The 14,424-nt window shown below is 73.0% G+C and carries 11 protein-coding genes and 2 tRNA genes; 6 read left to right on the forward strand and 7 right to left on the reverse strand.

Translation table 11 applies throughout. The features are described from left to right. The first annotated feature begins 23 nt into the window (after positions 1 to 23). The 3 genes from ACFV2J_RS27350 to ACFV2J_RS27360 all read left to right on the forward strand — a co-directional run bounded on the left by ACFV2J_RS27350 (position 24) and on the right by ACFV2J_RS27360 (position 2,714). A tRNA-Asp gene (locus ACFV2J_RS27350) sits at positions 24 to 95 on the forward strand. 28 nt (positions 96 to 123) lie between these two features. After that, positions 124 to 1,470, forward strand: coding sequence for an SDR family NAD(P)-dependent oxidoreductase (locus tag ACFV2J_RS27355; protein ID WP_385083025.1), 1,347 nt, complete (start codon positions 124 to 126; stop codon positions 1,468 to 1,470). Continuing rightward, a complete protein-coding gene (locus tag ACFV2J_RS27360) occupies positions 1,464 to 2,714 on the forward strand; it encodes a ribonuclease inhibitor (protein ID WP_385441116.1) in 1,251 nt (416 codons plus the stop codon). The genes ACFV2J_RS27355 and ACFV2J_RS27360 overlap by 7 nt, the downstream gene beginning before the upstream one ends. 161 nt (positions 2,715 to 2,875) lie before the next feature. On the opposite strand, the gene ACFV2J_RS27365 is transcribed toward ACFV2J_RS27360, so the two are convergent. Both ACFV2J_RS27365 and ACFV2J_RS27370 read right to left on the reverse strand, forming a co-directional pair. Beyond that, complete coding sequence (locus ACFV2J_RS27365; protein WP_385083023.1) at positions 2,876 to 4,690, reverse strand: AAA family ATPase; 1,815 nt, start codon at positions 4,688 to 4,690, stop codon at positions 2,876 to 2,878. Continuing rightward, a complete protein-coding gene (locus tag ACFV2J_RS27370) occupies positions 4,687 to 6,114 on the reverse strand; it encodes a hypothetical protein (RefSeq protein ID WP_385083044.1) in 1,428 nt (475 codons plus the stop codon). The genes ACFV2J_RS27365 and ACFV2J_RS27370 overlap by 4 nt, the downstream gene beginning before the upstream one ends. Before the next feature lie 100 nt (positions 6,115 to 6,214). Here ACFV2J_RS27370 and ACFV2J_RS27375 point away from each other — a divergent pair. Next, positions 6,215 to 6,291, forward strand: a tRNA-Gly gene (locus ACFV2J_RS27375). Positions 6,292 to 6,311: 20 nt separating this feature from the next. Here the strand turns inward: ACFV2J_RS27375 and ACFV2J_RS27380 are convergent. From ACFV2J_RS27380 to ACFV2J_RS27395, 4 genes are all read right to left on the reverse strand, one after another. Next, a complete protein-coding gene (locus ACFV2J_RS27380; RefSeq protein ID WP_385083022.1) occupies positions 6,312 to 7,178 on the reverse strand; it encodes a hypothetical protein in 867 nt (288 codons plus the stop codon). A gap of 285 nt (positions 7,179 to 7,463) precedes the next feature. After that, on the reverse strand, positions 7,464 to 8,441 hold the full coding sequence (locus ACFV2J_RS27385; protein ID WP_385083021.1) for an acyl-ACP desaturase: 978 nt from the start codon (positions 8,439 to 8,441) through the stop codon (positions 7,464 to 7,466). Between the two features lie 297 nt (positions 8,442 to 8,738). After that, positions 8,739 to 9,515, reverse strand: coding sequence for a dimethylargininase (ddaH, locus tag ACFV2J_RS27390; protein ID WP_385083020.1), 777 nt, complete (start codon positions 9,513 to 9,515; stop codon positions 8,739 to 8,741). A gap of 193 nt (positions 9,516 to 9,708) precedes the next feature. Next, positions 9,709 to 11,334 carry an ABC-F family ATP-binding cassette domain-containing protein gene (locus tag ACFV2J_RS27395; protein WP_385083019.1) on the reverse strand — a complete coding sequence of 542 codons (1,626 nt, stop codon included), beginning with the start codon at positions 11,332 to 11,334 and terminating at the stop codon, positions 9,709 to 9,711. Positions 11,335 to 11,642: 308 nt separating this feature from the next. Here ACFV2J_RS27395 and ACFV2J_RS27400 point away from each other — a divergent pair, with 308 nt between their 5' ends. Next, positions 11,643 to 12,323 carry a GPP34 family phosphoprotein gene (locus tag ACFV2J_RS27400; protein ID WP_385083018.1) on the forward strand — a complete coding sequence of 227 codons (681 nt, stop codon included), beginning with the start codon at positions 11,643 to 11,645 and terminating at the stop codon, positions 12,321 to 12,323. Positions 12,324 to 12,616: 293 nt separating this feature from the next. Here ACFV2J_RS27400 and ACFV2J_RS27405 read toward each other — a convergent pair whose 3' ends face one another. Then, positions 12,617 to 13,033, reverse strand: coding sequence for an SsgA family sporulation/cell division regulator (locus ACFV2J_RS27405; RefSeq protein WP_385083017.1), 417 nt, complete (start codon positions 13,031 to 13,033; stop codon positions 12,617 to 12,619). 267 nt (positions 13,034 to 13,300) lie between these two features. On the opposite strand from ACFV2J_RS27405, the gene ACFV2J_RS27410 reads away from it, so the two are divergent. After that, positions 13,301 to 14,392 (forward strand): WD40/YVTN/BNR-like repeat-containing protein, encoded by a 1,092-nt coding sequence (locus ACFV2J_RS27410; RefSeq protein WP_385083016.1) that lies wholly within the window; start codon positions 13,301 to 13,303, stop codon positions 14,390 to 14,392. Positions 14,393 to 14,424: the final 32 nt, after the last annotated feature.

A 14,424-nucleotide genomic window follows, 5' to 3' on the forward strand; every position in this document is an offset into this window, starting at 1 on the left:
GGTCCGGCGGACCGGGGGAACGGGGCCCTGTAGAGCAGAGGCAGACTCGCCGCCCTGTCAAGGCGGATACGCCGGTTCGAATCCGGCCGGGGCCACAGGAGCGCACACGCGGGGCGGGGACACATGGGTGAGGGCGGCGGGATCACGCAGGACGAGCTGGCGGCGTTCCACCGTACGGTCGGCAGGCTGCGCGACCTGCCCGTCGACGACCCGGTGCGGCTGCGGGCGGAACAGGTCGCCGCGTCCTTCGCGCGTGACGGCCGGCTGCGCAGACGCAAGGCGCGCGGCGCCGAAGTGTCCGCCACCGACGCGGCGGTGATGGCCGCGACCGCGACGGGCGCGCTCGACCGGCGCGAGGACGCGCCGCTCACGCACCCCGGAGAGGGCGCCACCGCGGGCGGCGTCTTCGTGAAGTCCCGTACCTGCTACGTCTGCAAGACGCCCTATCGACAGGTCGACACCTTCTACCACCGGCTGTGCCCGGACTGCGCGGCCGACAACACCGCCCGGCGCTCCCTCGCCACCGATCTCGTCGGGCGGCGCGCCCTGCTCACCGGAGGCCGGGTCAAGATCGGTTTCCAGCTGGCCCTGATGATGCTGCGCGACGGCGCCGAGCTCCTGGTCACCAGCCGCTTCCCGCACGACACGGTGCGCCGCTTCCGCGCCGAACCGGGCAGCGCGGCATGGCTGGACCGGCTGACGGTGCTGGCGGTGGACCTGCGCGACCCGCGCCAGGTGCTGGGGCTGTGCGAGCGGTTGCGGCAGGACGGCGAGCCGCTCGACATCCTGGTGAACAACGCCGCGCAGACCGTGCGACGGCCCGTCGCGTCGTACGCCCTGCTGGCCGCCGGGGAGCGCCCCGGACTTCCCGAAGGTGCCCGGCAGGCACCGGGTTTCACACCGATGCGGGCGCTGGGCGACGGCCGTGCGGCACTGCCCGCGGCCCTGCGGGAGGCCGACGAGGCCGGACTGCTGCCCGACCCGTCACCGGAGAACTCCTGGTCGGCGCGGCTGGGCGCTCTCGACCCGGCCGAGGTCCTGGAGACCCAGCTGGTCAACGCGCTCGCCCCGGCGCTGCTCTGCGACCGGCTGCTGCCCCTGCTGCTCGCCTCGCCCCGCCCCCGCCGGTACGTCGTCAACGTGACGGCCGTGGAGGGCCGCTTCGCGGTGCGCAACAAGATGGCGGGCCACCCGCACACCAACATGGCCAAGGCCGCCCTGAACATGCTCACCCGGACCAGCGCGGCCGAACTGGCCGACCAGGGCGTGCACATGTGCGCGGTCGACACCGGCTGGATCACCGACGAGAACCCCGCTCCCAAGAAGGAGCGGATCGCGGGCGCTGGGTTCCGCACCCCGCTGGACGTGGTGGACGGGGCGGCGCGGGTGTACGACCCCATCGTGCGGGGCGAGGCGGGCGCGCCGCTCTCCGGGGTGTTCCTCAAGGACTACCAGGAGGCGGAATGGTGAGCGGGGCCGGAGCGGCGGCGGTGCCACCGGAGCCACACCCGGAGTCGGAGCCCGTACCGGAGTTCGCGGGCGTGCCGTCCGTCGCGCCGCGTCCCACGGCCGAACTCGAGCCGCTGCTCGCCTGGTTGCGCGACGGCCGCCCGGCGGGAGAGCGGCTCGACTTCACGGCGGGTACGGCGCTGCCCGACGGGCGCCTCGACCTGTGCAAGCAGGGGATCGGCGCGCGCGGCGCGGCGCTGATCGCCGACGCGCTCTCCGAGGGCGCCTCCCCCGTACGGCATCTGCTGCTCGGCACCGACGGGCTCGGCGACGAGGGGGCCGCCGCGGTGGCGGGCGGCGCGGAGGTCGAGACGCTGTATCTCGGCTGCAACGGGATCACCGCCGGCGGTGCCTGCCGGATCGCCGACAACCTGCGCGCCTCACCACGGGTCCTCACCGGCGTATGGCTCAAGCGCAATCCGCTCGGCAGCGGAGGAGGGCGCGCCGCCGCCGAACTCGTCGACGTCGCACGGTCGTTGCGCACCCTGGACCTCGTGCAGACCGGGCTCGACGCGGCGGGCGCGGATGTCCTCGCGGACGCGCTGCTCGCCGCGGCGGACAACGGCCGCCGTATCGAGCGGCTGTTCGTGGGCGGCAACCCGCTGGGCGCGGCGGGCGCCGTACCGCTGGCCCGGCTGGTCGGCGGCGGAGCGGTCGACGAACTCTATGTGTCGGCCGCGCGGTTGGGCGACACGGGTGCGCTGTGTCTGGCCGGCGCGCTGGAGCGGGCGCCGTACGGACGCCTCACCCGGCTCTCCGTCGCCAGCAACGGCATCGGGGCCGAGGCCGCCGCCAAGCTGGTGACGGCGGCGACCGCGGCCGGGGTGGCGCTGCTCGACCTCGGCCGGGTGCGCGCGGCCGCCGCGCTCGGCGCGGCCGACAACCACGTCGACCTCGCCGCGGCCACCGCCATCGCGGACACGCTGGCGGGCGCCGAGCACCGGCTCGCCCACCTCGTCCTCACCCACACCGGCATGCGCAGCCGTGAGGCCCACCGCCTCCTCGACACCGCGCCGCGTGCCACCACCGCGACCCGCTTCGTGCTGGGCAGCGGCATCGCGACCACCGTGAAACAACGGCTGGCGGCGCTGAGCGCGCACGTCCCCGCCCCGACGGTGCCGCCGGACGTCGCCGCCGTACGCAGTGTCCACCGCACGGCGACTCCCGGGACGGAGGAGGGCGGCCGCAGCCACCGCGGTGGCTGAGCGCGGCCGGCGCCGGGCGCGGGGCGGCGGCCACCGATGTCTCCCGGGGCCGGACAGCGCGACCGGAGCCTGCCGGGAGCGGGGAGCACCGCCGGCGTCCGCCGGGGGACGGCCGCCCGGCGTGGCGGGCACCGGGCGGCGCGGCGGGGACGCCTCGGGTGTCAGCGCCGTGTGGCCGTGAACACCTCTGTCCAGAAACGCTGTTGCTGCGCCGACGCCCCCACCAGATACGTCGCCCGCAGCTTCGGCGGCAGCAGGGGGACCAGCCGCGCCACCAGCGCCCGGTGTCTCTTCAGCTGGGACAGCTCCGCGTTGGCGAGGATCTGGTGGACGACGTCGCTGTCGTCGGTGCCCTCGTCGGAGTGCCGTGCCGCGCGCCGCAGCCGGGCCTCCCACGCGTCCGCCTCGCGGGCGAGCTCGCGCAGGCCCGTCACCGGGCGTCCGCGCAGCCGGTCGACGAGCGCCGTCAGGGAGACGGGCGCGTACTCGCCGTCGCCGAGGTAGACCGTCGCCATCTCCAGCTCCAGCCCGTGCCGGTGCAGCTTGATGAGCCGCTCCAGGGTGCGCTTGGTGATCCAGGCACGGCCCTCGTCGTCGATGTCGTTCTTCCACCAGTCCAGGACGGTCTCCGCGTCCGCGCCGTATCGCGCGAGCAGCCACTCGTTGGCCGGGATGTCCTGCGGCTCCACCGTCAGGGAGGCCGTGAACCGGCTGGCCTGCGCGATGTTGTTCCGCGCGACCAGGAGCTTGCGGCCCAGGTGGTACGGCGGATTCTGGACGGCGATCTGCGCGCGCAGGTTCTCGATCCGGCGCCCCGCGAGCGACCACTCCTGGGTGATCTCCATCAGCTTGGCGAACGCGGCCTTGTCCTTGGGGCGGTTGTACTCGTCCCAGACGATCGCCTTCGGCTCGGGACCCGTGAAGTTCGCCGCGAGCAGGTTGTCCAGGGTGCCGTCCGCCGACGGGATCGGCGCGCACAGGTCCTCGACGTTGGTCACCGGCAGCGAGAAGTACAGCGGCTCGCGGCCGAGGCCCTCGCGCACCGTCTCCCGTACGAGCTCGGTCTTCCCGCAGCCGGGCGGTCCCTGGAGCAGCACGGTCCAGCGATTGCGCAGGGCCGCCCTGACGACCTGGCGGACCGGGTCCGGGATCGTCGACGGATTGGACACACCGAGCTCCTCGGCGATCCGGTTCAGGATCTCCGAGGTGCGGTTCTGTCCGGGGCGGCCGTCGGGGCGGGGCTCGACGAGACGCAGCCGCTCCCCGCCCACCAGGGGCAGGGCCCAGCGCAGCGGGAACCCCTCCCGGGCGTTGGCCAGGATGTGGTCGAGGGTGCGCGGCGAGAGCAGCTCGCGCAACGCGGGGGAGAGGGACGCCCACAGCGAGAAGACCGGCGCCAGGTCCCATTCCCGGTAGGTGGCCGACAGATGGCGGCGCCACGAGGTGTCGTTCGCCGTGACGCGCAGGGTGACCATGCGGTCGAGGAGCGCGAGGTCGCCGCGCCGCGCCGAGGTCTCGGCCAGCGACTCGTTGTCGGTGAGGAAGACGCCGACGCAGCCCAGGGCGCGCAGATCGTGCTCGCCGAGCGTCCAGTCGCAGGCGATCTGCATCAGCTGGGACTGGACGGTGTCGCCCGCCTGCAACGAGTCGTCGATGAGCAGCACGAAGGGCGTGCCCGGTTTGAGCTGGCTCATCACCAGCTGGCGCAGCACGAGTTCACCGCTGTGGGCGTCCCGTACCGGCGCGTTGACCAGCAGGTCGTCCGGGGTGAGGTTGGCCGCCGGCACGTACACCAGGGTGGCGTCGGGGTGGGCGCGCGCCATGTGCGAGAAGAACGTGGCCGTCTTGCCGATGCCGTGCTCGCCGAAGATCTGGCCCGTCTGCCCCATGGCGATCAGGGCGTCGATGAACGCCTCCAGACGGGAGGGCGCGGGTGCGCCGCGGTCGGTGCGGCCGGGGTCGGTTGCGGTGGTCATCGGTCCTGGTCCTGTGCTGAGAGGGGTCGGTGCGACCCGGTGGTCACGCGATGGCAGTCCATGGCCGGGCTGTGGGTCTCGGGCCAGTCGTTGCCGCCCTCGGTGATCAGCCAGATCCATTTGTCGGGCTCGGCGGGGGTGATCGGCGGCGCCCAGCCGTCGGTGAGCATCACCACGGCGTCCGGACGCACCTCGCAGCGGCGGCCGTTCACCTCCGTGCGTCCCTCGACGTAGTCGGCGACGGCCCGGAAGTCGGTGCCGCCCCCGCCGAGGACGCGGCCGCCCGGCTCGAAGGGCATCACCTCGGCGTCGAAGGACAGCCAGTGCGCCTCGACCCCGTCGATCCTCCCCACGAGGCCGGTGAGCCAGTCGACCACCCGGTCCGGCATGGAGCCCGAGGTGTCGTACGCGATGACGAGCACCTTGTCCCGTACCGGCCCGCGCCGCGAGAGCATCGGCTCCTGCCCGAGCGCCGCGAGCAGCGCGCCCCGCTTCTTGGGGTACACGAGCCGCTCGCCGTCGCGGAGTTTCGAACCGAGTACGTCGACCAGCCAGCGCTGCCACCAGTCGACCGTGCGTGTGCGGACGGTCTCGCCGCGCAGGGCTCCGGCACCGAGCCGCCCCCAGATCCTCGCCGTCCGTTCCGAGGCGTCCTCCGTGCGGCCCATCAGGTCGAGCAGCTCCCGCTCGGCGCCCGTGTGCCCACGGCGGGCCGCGAGCAGGGCGTTGAGCAGCGCGGAGGAGGAGACCTCGTCGACGGTCTCCTGGTCGGCGGGCACCAGGGTCGTGAGATGGACGCACATCCGCCGGGCGGCCACCGGGGGGTGGCGCATGCGCTTCAGCTCGCCGTACACCGTCATGTCCGTCCCGGTGAACTCGTCGTAGCCGACCGGTTCCAGTCCCTGGGCGAGCAGGTCCTGCCGGTACGCCGTGTGGATCAGGCGCGGGTCGACGCCCGTGGGCTGCCCGTCCAGCAGGGGCAGGGATTCCCGGCGAAGCCGCACCAGCGCCACGTGGTTGATCGACACCTCGGTGGCCGTCTCGAAGACCGGGTCCGCGCGCAGCTGCGGGTCGGCGAACAGGTGCCGTTGCAAGAGATGCCGCGCCTCGTGGAACAGTACGAACTTCACGCCGTCCAGGCCGAGTCGTACGAAGAAGTCCGGGTTGTAGAGCAGCAGGCAGGTGCCGTCGCCCGAGGCCACCACGGCCGCCGTGTCCACCGCGGTGGTGGCGAGTTGGTGGTGGCACTTCGCGTACAGCCAGGACGCCACCGCCGACTCGGTCAGTCCGAAGTCCAGCAGCGCGGCCTCCTTGAGCCGCCGCGCCTGCTCGACCACCTCCGGGTCGGCCGGCCGGTACCGGCCGAGCGCCCTGCGGTCCGCCAGATCGACGACGGGCCGCCGCGCCCGCTCCCCGTACGTCATGTCCCCGCCCCCGTGTCCGACGCCGTCCCCGTTCTCCCCCGTCACCTCCTTGGTACCAGGACCCACCGACATCGGGCGAAGGCATTACGCTCGATGCCAAGCGGGGTCGTAGCGCAGAGGCAGGCGCGGCCGGTCTCCCAAACCGGAGCACGCTGGTTCGAATCCAGCCGCCCCGCCCCCTCGCCCCACCGCGCGGTTCAGGCGACGGCCCCCGCGGTCACGAGCAGTTCGGGAACCGTGCCGTAGTACGTGCCGACGAGCTGGGCGAGTACGGCCCAGGCGTCCTCACGGTCGCCCAGGTGCTCGCGCACCAGCGGCCGCAGCACGTCCTCGGCCTCCCGGACCCGGGCCGGGAACATCGTCCGGCCCAGTGACAGCACCCGCAGCACCCGGTCCGCGGGGGTCCACGTCGTCGCGTACCGCGCGGGACCGTCGAGGACGCCCGACTGCCGCACCCGGTGGGTGAACTTCGCGTGCGAGCCGAACCGTTCGCGCAGCGCGGGCGGACAGTCGGGGCGTACGGCCAGTGCCCAGCGCGCGTAACCGGGCAGCGCCCGCTCCTGGTCGGCCACCGCGACCGCCTCCCAGCCGGGGCGTCCCACCACCATGGAAGCGGCCTTGCGTGCCGGGCCCATGGACCGGGAGGCCCGCAGCGCGCCCACGAGCCCGAGCCGGGTGAAGTGCTCGGGCACCGGCGGCTCCGGTTCCCGGCGCACCGACTCGGCCACCGGTACCGAGCGTCCGCGCAGGGGGCCGTACGGCATCCCGCGCACGATCGCGCGGCGCATCGCGTCGTCCGCCGAGAGATGCCGCCACACCAGGGCGTTGAGTTCCGGGTCGTCCTCCTCCAGGACCCACAGCAGCACGGAGGACGGCACGGGCGTGCGCGTCCACCAGGAGTGCACCGCGCGCCGGGCCGCCCCGGCCTCCTCGGACCCACCCGGCTCCCCGTCGGGCAGGGGTGGCCGCAGGCCGATCCGCCGCCGCACCCGCTCGGCCTCCCCGGAGCCGAGCAGACCCAGCAGGAACCCGGTCGCCCGTTCCGACGTGGTGTTGTCGTGCATGGCCGCATGATGCCGCAGTCCGGTGCGGCGCCGCACCCGAGAATCGGTCCACCGCGCGGCAGTCGGCGGGAGGTCCCCGGGGGGACCGCGCTCCCCGCCGGTACGCCGTGAGACCGCCGGTCCACGCCCGTCATCGCCGGGGCGGCCGGGAACACCGCGCCGCCACCCGGTGGCCGACGCGCGGGACGCGGCGCCGGCCGAGGTGACGGCGTACGAGCGGAGTGACGGCGTTCGAGCGGGGTGACGACCGGGGCCGCCGGCCCCGGTCGTGCGACGGGGGAGGTGTCAGCCGGCGGCGCGCGCGGCCATCCGCGCCTTGCGGGCCGCGAGCTTCTCGTCGAACTTCGAGGCCTCCGCGTCCAGGCCGCCCATGAAGAAGCCGAGCTCCTCCTGGGCCTGCAGGCCTTCGGGGCCGAGGCCGTCCATCTCCAGGACCTTCAGGTGGCGCAGCACCGGCATCAGCACGTCGTCGTGGTGGATGCGCATGTTGTAGACCTCGCCGATGGCCATCTGCGCGGCGGCGCGCTCGAAGCCGGGCATGCCGTGTCCGGGCATCCGGAAGTTGACGATGACGTCGCGCACGGACCGCATGGTCAGGTCGGGGGCCAGTTCGAACGCGGCCTTGAGCAGGTTCCGGTAGAAGACCATGTGCAGGTTCTCGTCGGTCGCGATGCGCGCCAGCATGCGGTCGCAGACCGGGTCGCCCGACTGGTGACCGGTGTTGCGGTGCGAGACGCGGGTCGCGAGCTCCTGGAAGGCGACGTACGCGACCGTGTGCAGCATCGAGTGGCGGTTGTCCGACTCGAAGCCCTCGTTCATGTGCGCCATGCGGAACGCCTCGAGCTTGTCGGGGTCGACGGCGCGCGAGGCGAGCAGGTAGTCACGCATCACGATGCCGTGCCGGCCCTCCTCGGCGGTCCAGCGGTGCACCCAGGTGCCCCAGGCGCCGTCACGGCCGAAGAGCGCGGCGATCTCGTGGTGGTAGCTCGGCAGGTTGTCCTCGGTGAGGAGGTTGACGACCAGCGCGATCCGGCCGATCTCCGTGACCTTCGACTGCTCCTTGCCCCAGGCCTCGCCGTCCTCGAACAGGCCGGGGAAGTTGCGCGCGTCGCTCCACGGCACGTACTCGTGGGGCATCCAGTCCTTGGCCACCTTGAGGTGACGGTTGAGCTCGGTTTCGACCACTTCCTCCAGCGCGTACAGCAGCCGAGCGTCGGTCCAGGCGGCGGACGGGCTGCCGAGGTGGGGAGAAGTAATCGTCACGGGTGCTCCAGGGGGACGTGAAAGTACTGAGCGAGTTACTGAGCGTGTTGCTGGACGAGCTGCTGAAACGAAGGGCTGAACGTACGACTGAACGTACGACTGAGCGGGGACGAAACCTACGGCATCGTAGGCTACGTATCCGTAGGTTACGAAACCGTAGGTTAAGTTCGCTGTAAAGAGTGCCTGATCAGCGGGGTCTCCCAGGCGGGTCGGTGCCTCTCGGGGCTCGCTCCGGAGCCCCTCGCCCCGCTCCCGCCTCGCAGGTCCCGGAGCCGGACGGGTGAGTCGTTCGCTCGTTCAGGTGTACAGCTCCCGGAGCCGTACCGAGAGACAGGTCACACAGCCCTCGAGCTTCTCGAACTCGCCGATGTCCACGACGACCGGCTCGTGACCGAGACCCGCGAGCAGCTCCGCGGTCTTCGGGGCGCTCGCCGCCATCAGCAGCTTCTCGCCGCCGAGCAGCACGACATGGGCCCCGGACTCCTCCGGCACCGGCAGGAAGCGCGGGAACAGCGACGGCGTGTCGACCAGCGGTTCATGACCGATCACCGTCCCGTCGGGCAGCGCCGTGACCGCCGACTTCAGGTGCAGCACCTTGCTCACGGGTACGGGGACGACCCGCGCCCCGAGCGGTTCGAGGGCTGCGCGCAGCTGCTGGACCCCGGCCGCGTTGGTGCGTCCGCCGAGGCCCACGTACACCGTGTCGCCGACCTTGAGGACGTCGCCGCCGTCCAGGGTGCCGGGCTCCCAGATCCAGTTCACCGAGCAGCCCAGCCGGGCCACGGCCTCCTCCACCCCGGCGGTCTCGCCGCGCCGGGACTCGGCGCCGGGACGGGAGATCAGGGCGACGTTGCGGAAGACGACGACGGCGTCCTCCACGAACACCGAGTCGGGGCAGTCGTCGGCCGGATCGACCTCGACGGTGTCCCAGCCGTGCGTGCGCAGGGCCTGCGCGTACGCCTCCCACTGCTCCACCGCCAGGTCGACGTCCACCTTCTCGCGCTCGATGTGCGTCACGAGCCCCTCGGCGAGACGGGGGCTGGGCCTGCGGATGAGTGCTTTCTGGCTGGGCACGTGCGGTCTCCGAATCGGCAGGGTGCGTCGGCGCACATCATGCAGCGCCGTTCGCGCGCGCAACAGCCCCCGCCGGACGCGACGCGGCTCCGGCCCGATGACAGGAGGCCGCCGGCCGGCCCCGGGAACCCGGGGACCGGCGCGGGGCGGCCCCCGCGTCCCGACCGACGTTAGCCAGCCCCGTGGGTCCCCGCTATGCGGGATACCCGACAGCTTCCGGCGTGGTTTCTTTCAGTTCTCCTCCTTCCAGCACCAGCCAGCGTGTGATTCCGATCGACTCCAGGAACGGCACGTCGTGGCCCGCGACGATCAGCGCGCCCTCGTACGAGTCCAGCGCCGTGGTGAGCTGCCGGACGCTCGCCATGTCGAGGTTGTTCGTCGGCTCGTCGAGCATCAGGAGCTGCGGCGCGGGATCGGCCAGCATCAGCGCCGCCAGCGCCGCCCGGAAGCGTTCACCACCGGAGAGGGTCGCCGCCCGCTGATCGGCCCGCGCCCCCTTGAAGAGGAAGCGGGCGAGCCGTGCCCGGATCCGGTTGTTGGTGGCGTCCGGCGCGAACCGGGCCACGTTCTCGGCGACGGTCAGGTCGTCGTCGAGGACGTCGAGCCGCTGGGGCAGGAACCGTGTCGGCACATGGGTCCGGGCCTCGCCGGACACCGGCGCCAGTTCCCCGGCGATCGTCCGCAGCAGCGTGGTCTTGCCCGCGCCGTTGCGCCCGATCAGCGCGATCCGCTCGGGTCCGCGCAGATCGAACAGCCCGTCCACCCGCGCGCCGTACCTCAGCTCCAGCTTCTCCAGCGTGAGGACGGTGCGGCCGGGCGGCACGGCCGTGTACGGCAGGTCGACGCGGATCTCGTCGTCGTCCCGGACCGCCTCCACCGCGTCGTCGAGCCGTTCCTTCGCCTCGGCCAGCCGCTCCTCGTGCATGATGCGGTGCTTGCCCGCGGATTCCTGGGCGGCCCGTTTGCGCGCCCCCATGACGATCTTCGGTTCGCGCTTCTGGTCGTTCATCTTCTGGCCGTACCGCTTGCGGCGGGCCAGTTTGACCTGCGCGTCGACCAGCTCGCGCTTCTGCTTGCGCAGATCGGCCTCGGCGACGCGCACCATGCGTTCGGCCGCCTCCTGCTCGTCGGCGAGCGCCTCCTCGTACGCGGAGAAGTTGCCCCCGAACCAGGTGACCTCGCCGGAGCGCAGATCGGCGATCTGGTCGACGAGGTCCAGCAGCTCACGGTCGTGGCTGACCACGACCATGACCCCGGACCAGGCCTCGACGGCCGCGTACAGTCGGCGCCGCGCGTACAGATCGAGGTTGTTGGTGGGCTCGTCCAGCAGCAGCACGTCCGGTCTGCGCAGCAGGAGCGCGGCGAGCCGCAGCAGCACCGACTCCCCGCCCGACACCTCGCCGATGGTGCGGTCCAGTTCGACGTGGCCGAGACCCAGTTCGCCGAGCAGCGCGAGCGCGCGCTCCTCGACGTCCCAGTCGTCACCGACCGCCTCGAAGTGTTCCGCGGCCGCGTCGCCCGCCTCGATGGCGTGCAGCGCGGCGCGGGTCGCGGCGATACCGAGCGTCTCGTCGACCCTGAGGCCGGTGCCGAGGGTGACGTTCTGCGGGAGGTACCCGATCTCGCCGGCGACGCGCACCGTGCCGTCGGCCGGGGTGAGTTCTCCCGCGATCAGCTTCAGCAGGGTCGTCTTCCCCGAGCCGTTGACGCCGACGAGTCCGGTCCTGCCGGGGCCGAAGGCGATCCGCAGGCCGTCGAAGACGGTGCTGCCGTCCGGCCAGGCGAAGGAGAGGGAGGTACAGGTGATGGATACAGACATGGGGCCTCGCGGTTGCTTGAGGGGGTCAAGGGCAACGCGTGTGAGACACCGCGGGGCGACGGCTGAGCACGGAGAGAGGTGAGAGTCCCGTGACAGAAGGGCGGCTCATGCACCGAGGTCGCACGCCACGCACCGACCGGCCGGAAACGGCGGGTCGTGTGGAGCGGTGTCTTCAGACCTCAGTAGAGCAACGTCCTTCTCCGTTCGACGGCAACAGAACCGCTGTACACCGTAGGAACGGGTACTAGGCCTGTCAACGGATTAACGTGGCCGACCCCCGACCGCGCCCGCCCCCCGAAGGAGCCACCGTGCCCAACGGCCCGCTGTCGCTGCCCGCCCGGCTCTACCTGCTGTCCTGGGACACCACACGGCTCAAGGTCACCGGCGAGACCCACCTCCACCACCTGGTCCGCGCGGGCGCGCTCACGGAACTGGCCCAGCGCGGACTGCTCGCCGATGTGGACGGCATCGCCACACCGGTGGACGTCGACGTCCGTACGGGTGACCTCGCCCTGGACGGACTGCTGGAACTCGTCGAGGAGTCCCGGCCGCGGAAGTGGAAGACCTGGGTGACCCTGCGGGCGCGCGTCACCCTCGACGCGGTCCGCGCGCAGCTCGCCGCGGAGGGATATCTGCGGGCCGGGAAGAAGCGGGTGCTGGGGCTCTTCCCGTCGGTGGACTACCGGCTGGAGCGGGTGGAGGCGGTGGACGCGCTGCGGGAGGAGGCGCGGGCGGTCCTGCGGGGGCCCCTGCCCGTCACGGAGGTCTCCGACCGGGACGCGGCCCTCGTCGCCCTCGCGGCCGCCGCCGAGCTGCGCACCCTCGCGCCGGGCAAGGACCGCAAGCTGTACAAGGAGCGCATCGAGGAGCTCACCGAGCGCAGCGGGGCGGCGGCCCCGGCGCTGAAGAAGGTCATCCAGGAAGTACGTACGGCGATGATCGTGGCGGCCACCGCGGCCTCGACCGCGGGAGCGGCGACGGGCGGCTGACCGGGGCGGTGGCGCGGGTCCCCGGGTGCCGTGGAACGGAGCCGCGGCGGGGGAGGGGAGCCGCGGCGGGGGCTCTCACGGGACCGGCCGGATGCGCGTCGTCGTGGCGCGGGGTTCGCGTCGTCGGGGCCGTCGGCCCGCGGACGCTCACGTCGTTCGTGGCGGGCGGAGGCATGCCCGTTTCCGTCGTCCGGGCCGCGTCGTCCCCGTGCCCACCGGCTCGGAAGCACCGTCCGCCCGGGAGGCCGGGTCGTGCCGGGCCGCGGGGGCGCCCGCCCGAGGCGGCGCACCGCCTAGCAGGTGCCCCGCATGAGTTCCGCCAGGTCGTGGTCCAGGTCGACCTGGAGATGTTCGTTCCCGACGGGCACCAGCTCGGTCGTGCGCCGCAGGAAGTCCCGCATCTCACCCGAGCGCACATGCACCACGGCGGTGCCCTCGGGGGCGTGGAACTCCAGAACGGTGCGGTCGTAGCCGTACGGCCGCACCCGTACGTCGCCGTACCCGACGGCGTCCTCCATGCCGGAGGCGAGCAGCTCGCGCGCGAACGTCCAGCACACCTCGACGCCCTCCAGCGTGGCCGGGGCCGGGAAGGTCATGCGGACGGCGAAGGGGTCGCTCCGGTCGTAGTGGAGCGTTGCGGGAATGCTCGGCATCCGCGGCGCGGCGGCGACGAGACGGGCCTCTACGGGCTGCTCGATGACGGTGGACAACGCCTTGCTCCCTTGTGACGGCTGGACGAACTTCGGGCGGATGAGGCCAGGCACATGAAGAGACGAGAGAACGGGCCGTTCAGTGCACCTGGGACCCGAGTGACATCTGTCACCGAGCCCCCCACGCGGTCGCCCGCGGCGGATTGTGATGATCCATTTCCAGTCCCCCGCGTGCCCGCGATACCGGAGAGGACACCAACCGGCGTCCCGGGGTTCCCGCCGAGGACATCTGGACGGCGCCGTGCCGGTGCACTAGCTTCGCCCGCCATGAGGGGCTTGGGGAAGTCGAGACGTACGAGCCGGGCGGTCGCCGTGGGACTGTGCGCGACCGCGTTCGCCGCCGCGCTGACAGCGGCGGCGCCGGCGCAGGCGCACGGGACCGGGAAGGCCGCCCACTGGGAACTCAAGGCCGGCGGTACGGACGTACGGTTCCGCGGACTGTCCGCCGTCAGCCGGAACACCGCCTGGGTGGCCGGATCGAAGGGCACCGTGCTGCGCACCACGGACGGCGGCGCGAGCTGGCGAGACGTCTCGCCACCCGGCGCGGCCGGACTGGAGTTCCGTGACATCGAGGCGTTCGACGCACGGCGCGCCGTGGCCCTGACCATCGGCGAGGGCGAGGACTCCCGGGTCTTCCGCACCGACGACGGCGGAGCCACCTGGACCGAGTCCTTCCGCAACACCGATCCGAAGGCCTTCTACGACTGCCTCACCTTCTTCGACCGGCGCCACGGCCTGGCGATGAGCGACCCGGTGGACGGCAGGTTCCGCATCCTGTCCACGAGCGACGGCGGGCGCTCCTGGAAGGTGCTGCCCGGTGACGGCATGCCCGCCGCGCAGGAGGGCGAGGCGGGGTTCGCGGCGAGCGGGCAGTGCCTCGTGAGCGCGGGGCCGCGAGACGTGTGGCTGGCCACCGGCGGAGGCGCACGCGCGCGCGTGCTGCACTCCGCCGACCGGGGACTGACCTGGAAGGCGGCCGACACGCCGGTCCCGGCCGGCGACCCGGCCCGCGGGGTCTTCGCCCTCGCCTTCCGCGACCGCGCCCACGGCCTGGCGGTCGGCGGCGACTACCGCGCCGACCAGGCGTCTCCCCGGTCGGCGGCCGTCAGCGGCGACGGCGGCCGCACGTGGACCCCGGCCGGCCGGCCGCCGCCCGCCTACCGCTCCGGTGTCGCCTGGCTCCCGCACAGCCGTGCCTCCGCCCTCGCGGTCGGCCCGACCGGCACCGACCTCACGACCGACGGCGGTCGCACCTGGCGGACCGTGGACACCGGTTCGTACGACACCGTGGACTGCACTCCCGACCTGGGCTGCTGGGCCGCGGGTGAGAAGGGCCGGGTGGCGCGCCTGGAGCGCTGACCCCCTGTCCGGGCCGTGCGAGGAGCGGCGGC

The sequence above is a fragment of the Streptomyces sp. NPDC059668 genome, from assembly GCF_042734135.1.
GTDB lineage: Bacteria > Actinomycetota > Actinomycetes > Streptomycetales > Streptomycetaceae > Streptomyces.

Coding starts and splice junctions, on each gene's coding strand:
- ACFV2J_RS27360 (WP_385441116.1), top strand. CDS start 1,464: ATGGTGAGCGGGGCCGGAGCGGCGGCGGTGCCACCGGAGCCACACCCG.
- ACFV2J_RS27410 (WP_385083016.1), top strand. CDS start 13,301: ATGAGGGGCTTGGGGAAGTCGAGACGTACGAGCCGGGCGGTCGCCGTG.
- ACFV2J_RS27380 (WP_385083022.1), bottom strand. CDS start 7,178: ATGCACGACAACACCACGTCGGAACGGGCGACCGGGTTCCTGCTGGGT.
- ACFV2J_RS27365 (WP_385083023.1), bottom strand. CDS start 4,690: ATGACCACCGCAACCGACCCCGGCCGCACCGACCGCGGCGCACCCGCG.
- ACFV2J_RS27355 (WP_385083025.1), top strand. CDS start 124: ATGGGTGAGGGCGGCGGGATCACGCAGGACGAGCTGGCGGCGTTCCAC.
- ACFV2J_RS27395 (WP_385083019.1), bottom strand. CDS start 11,334: ATGTCTGTATCCATCACCTGTACCTCCCTCTCCTTCGCCTGGCCGGAC.
- ACFV2J_RS27370 (WP_385083044.1), bottom strand. CDS start 6,114: ATGACGTACGGGGAGCGGGCGCGGCGGCCCGTCGTCGATCTGGCGGAC.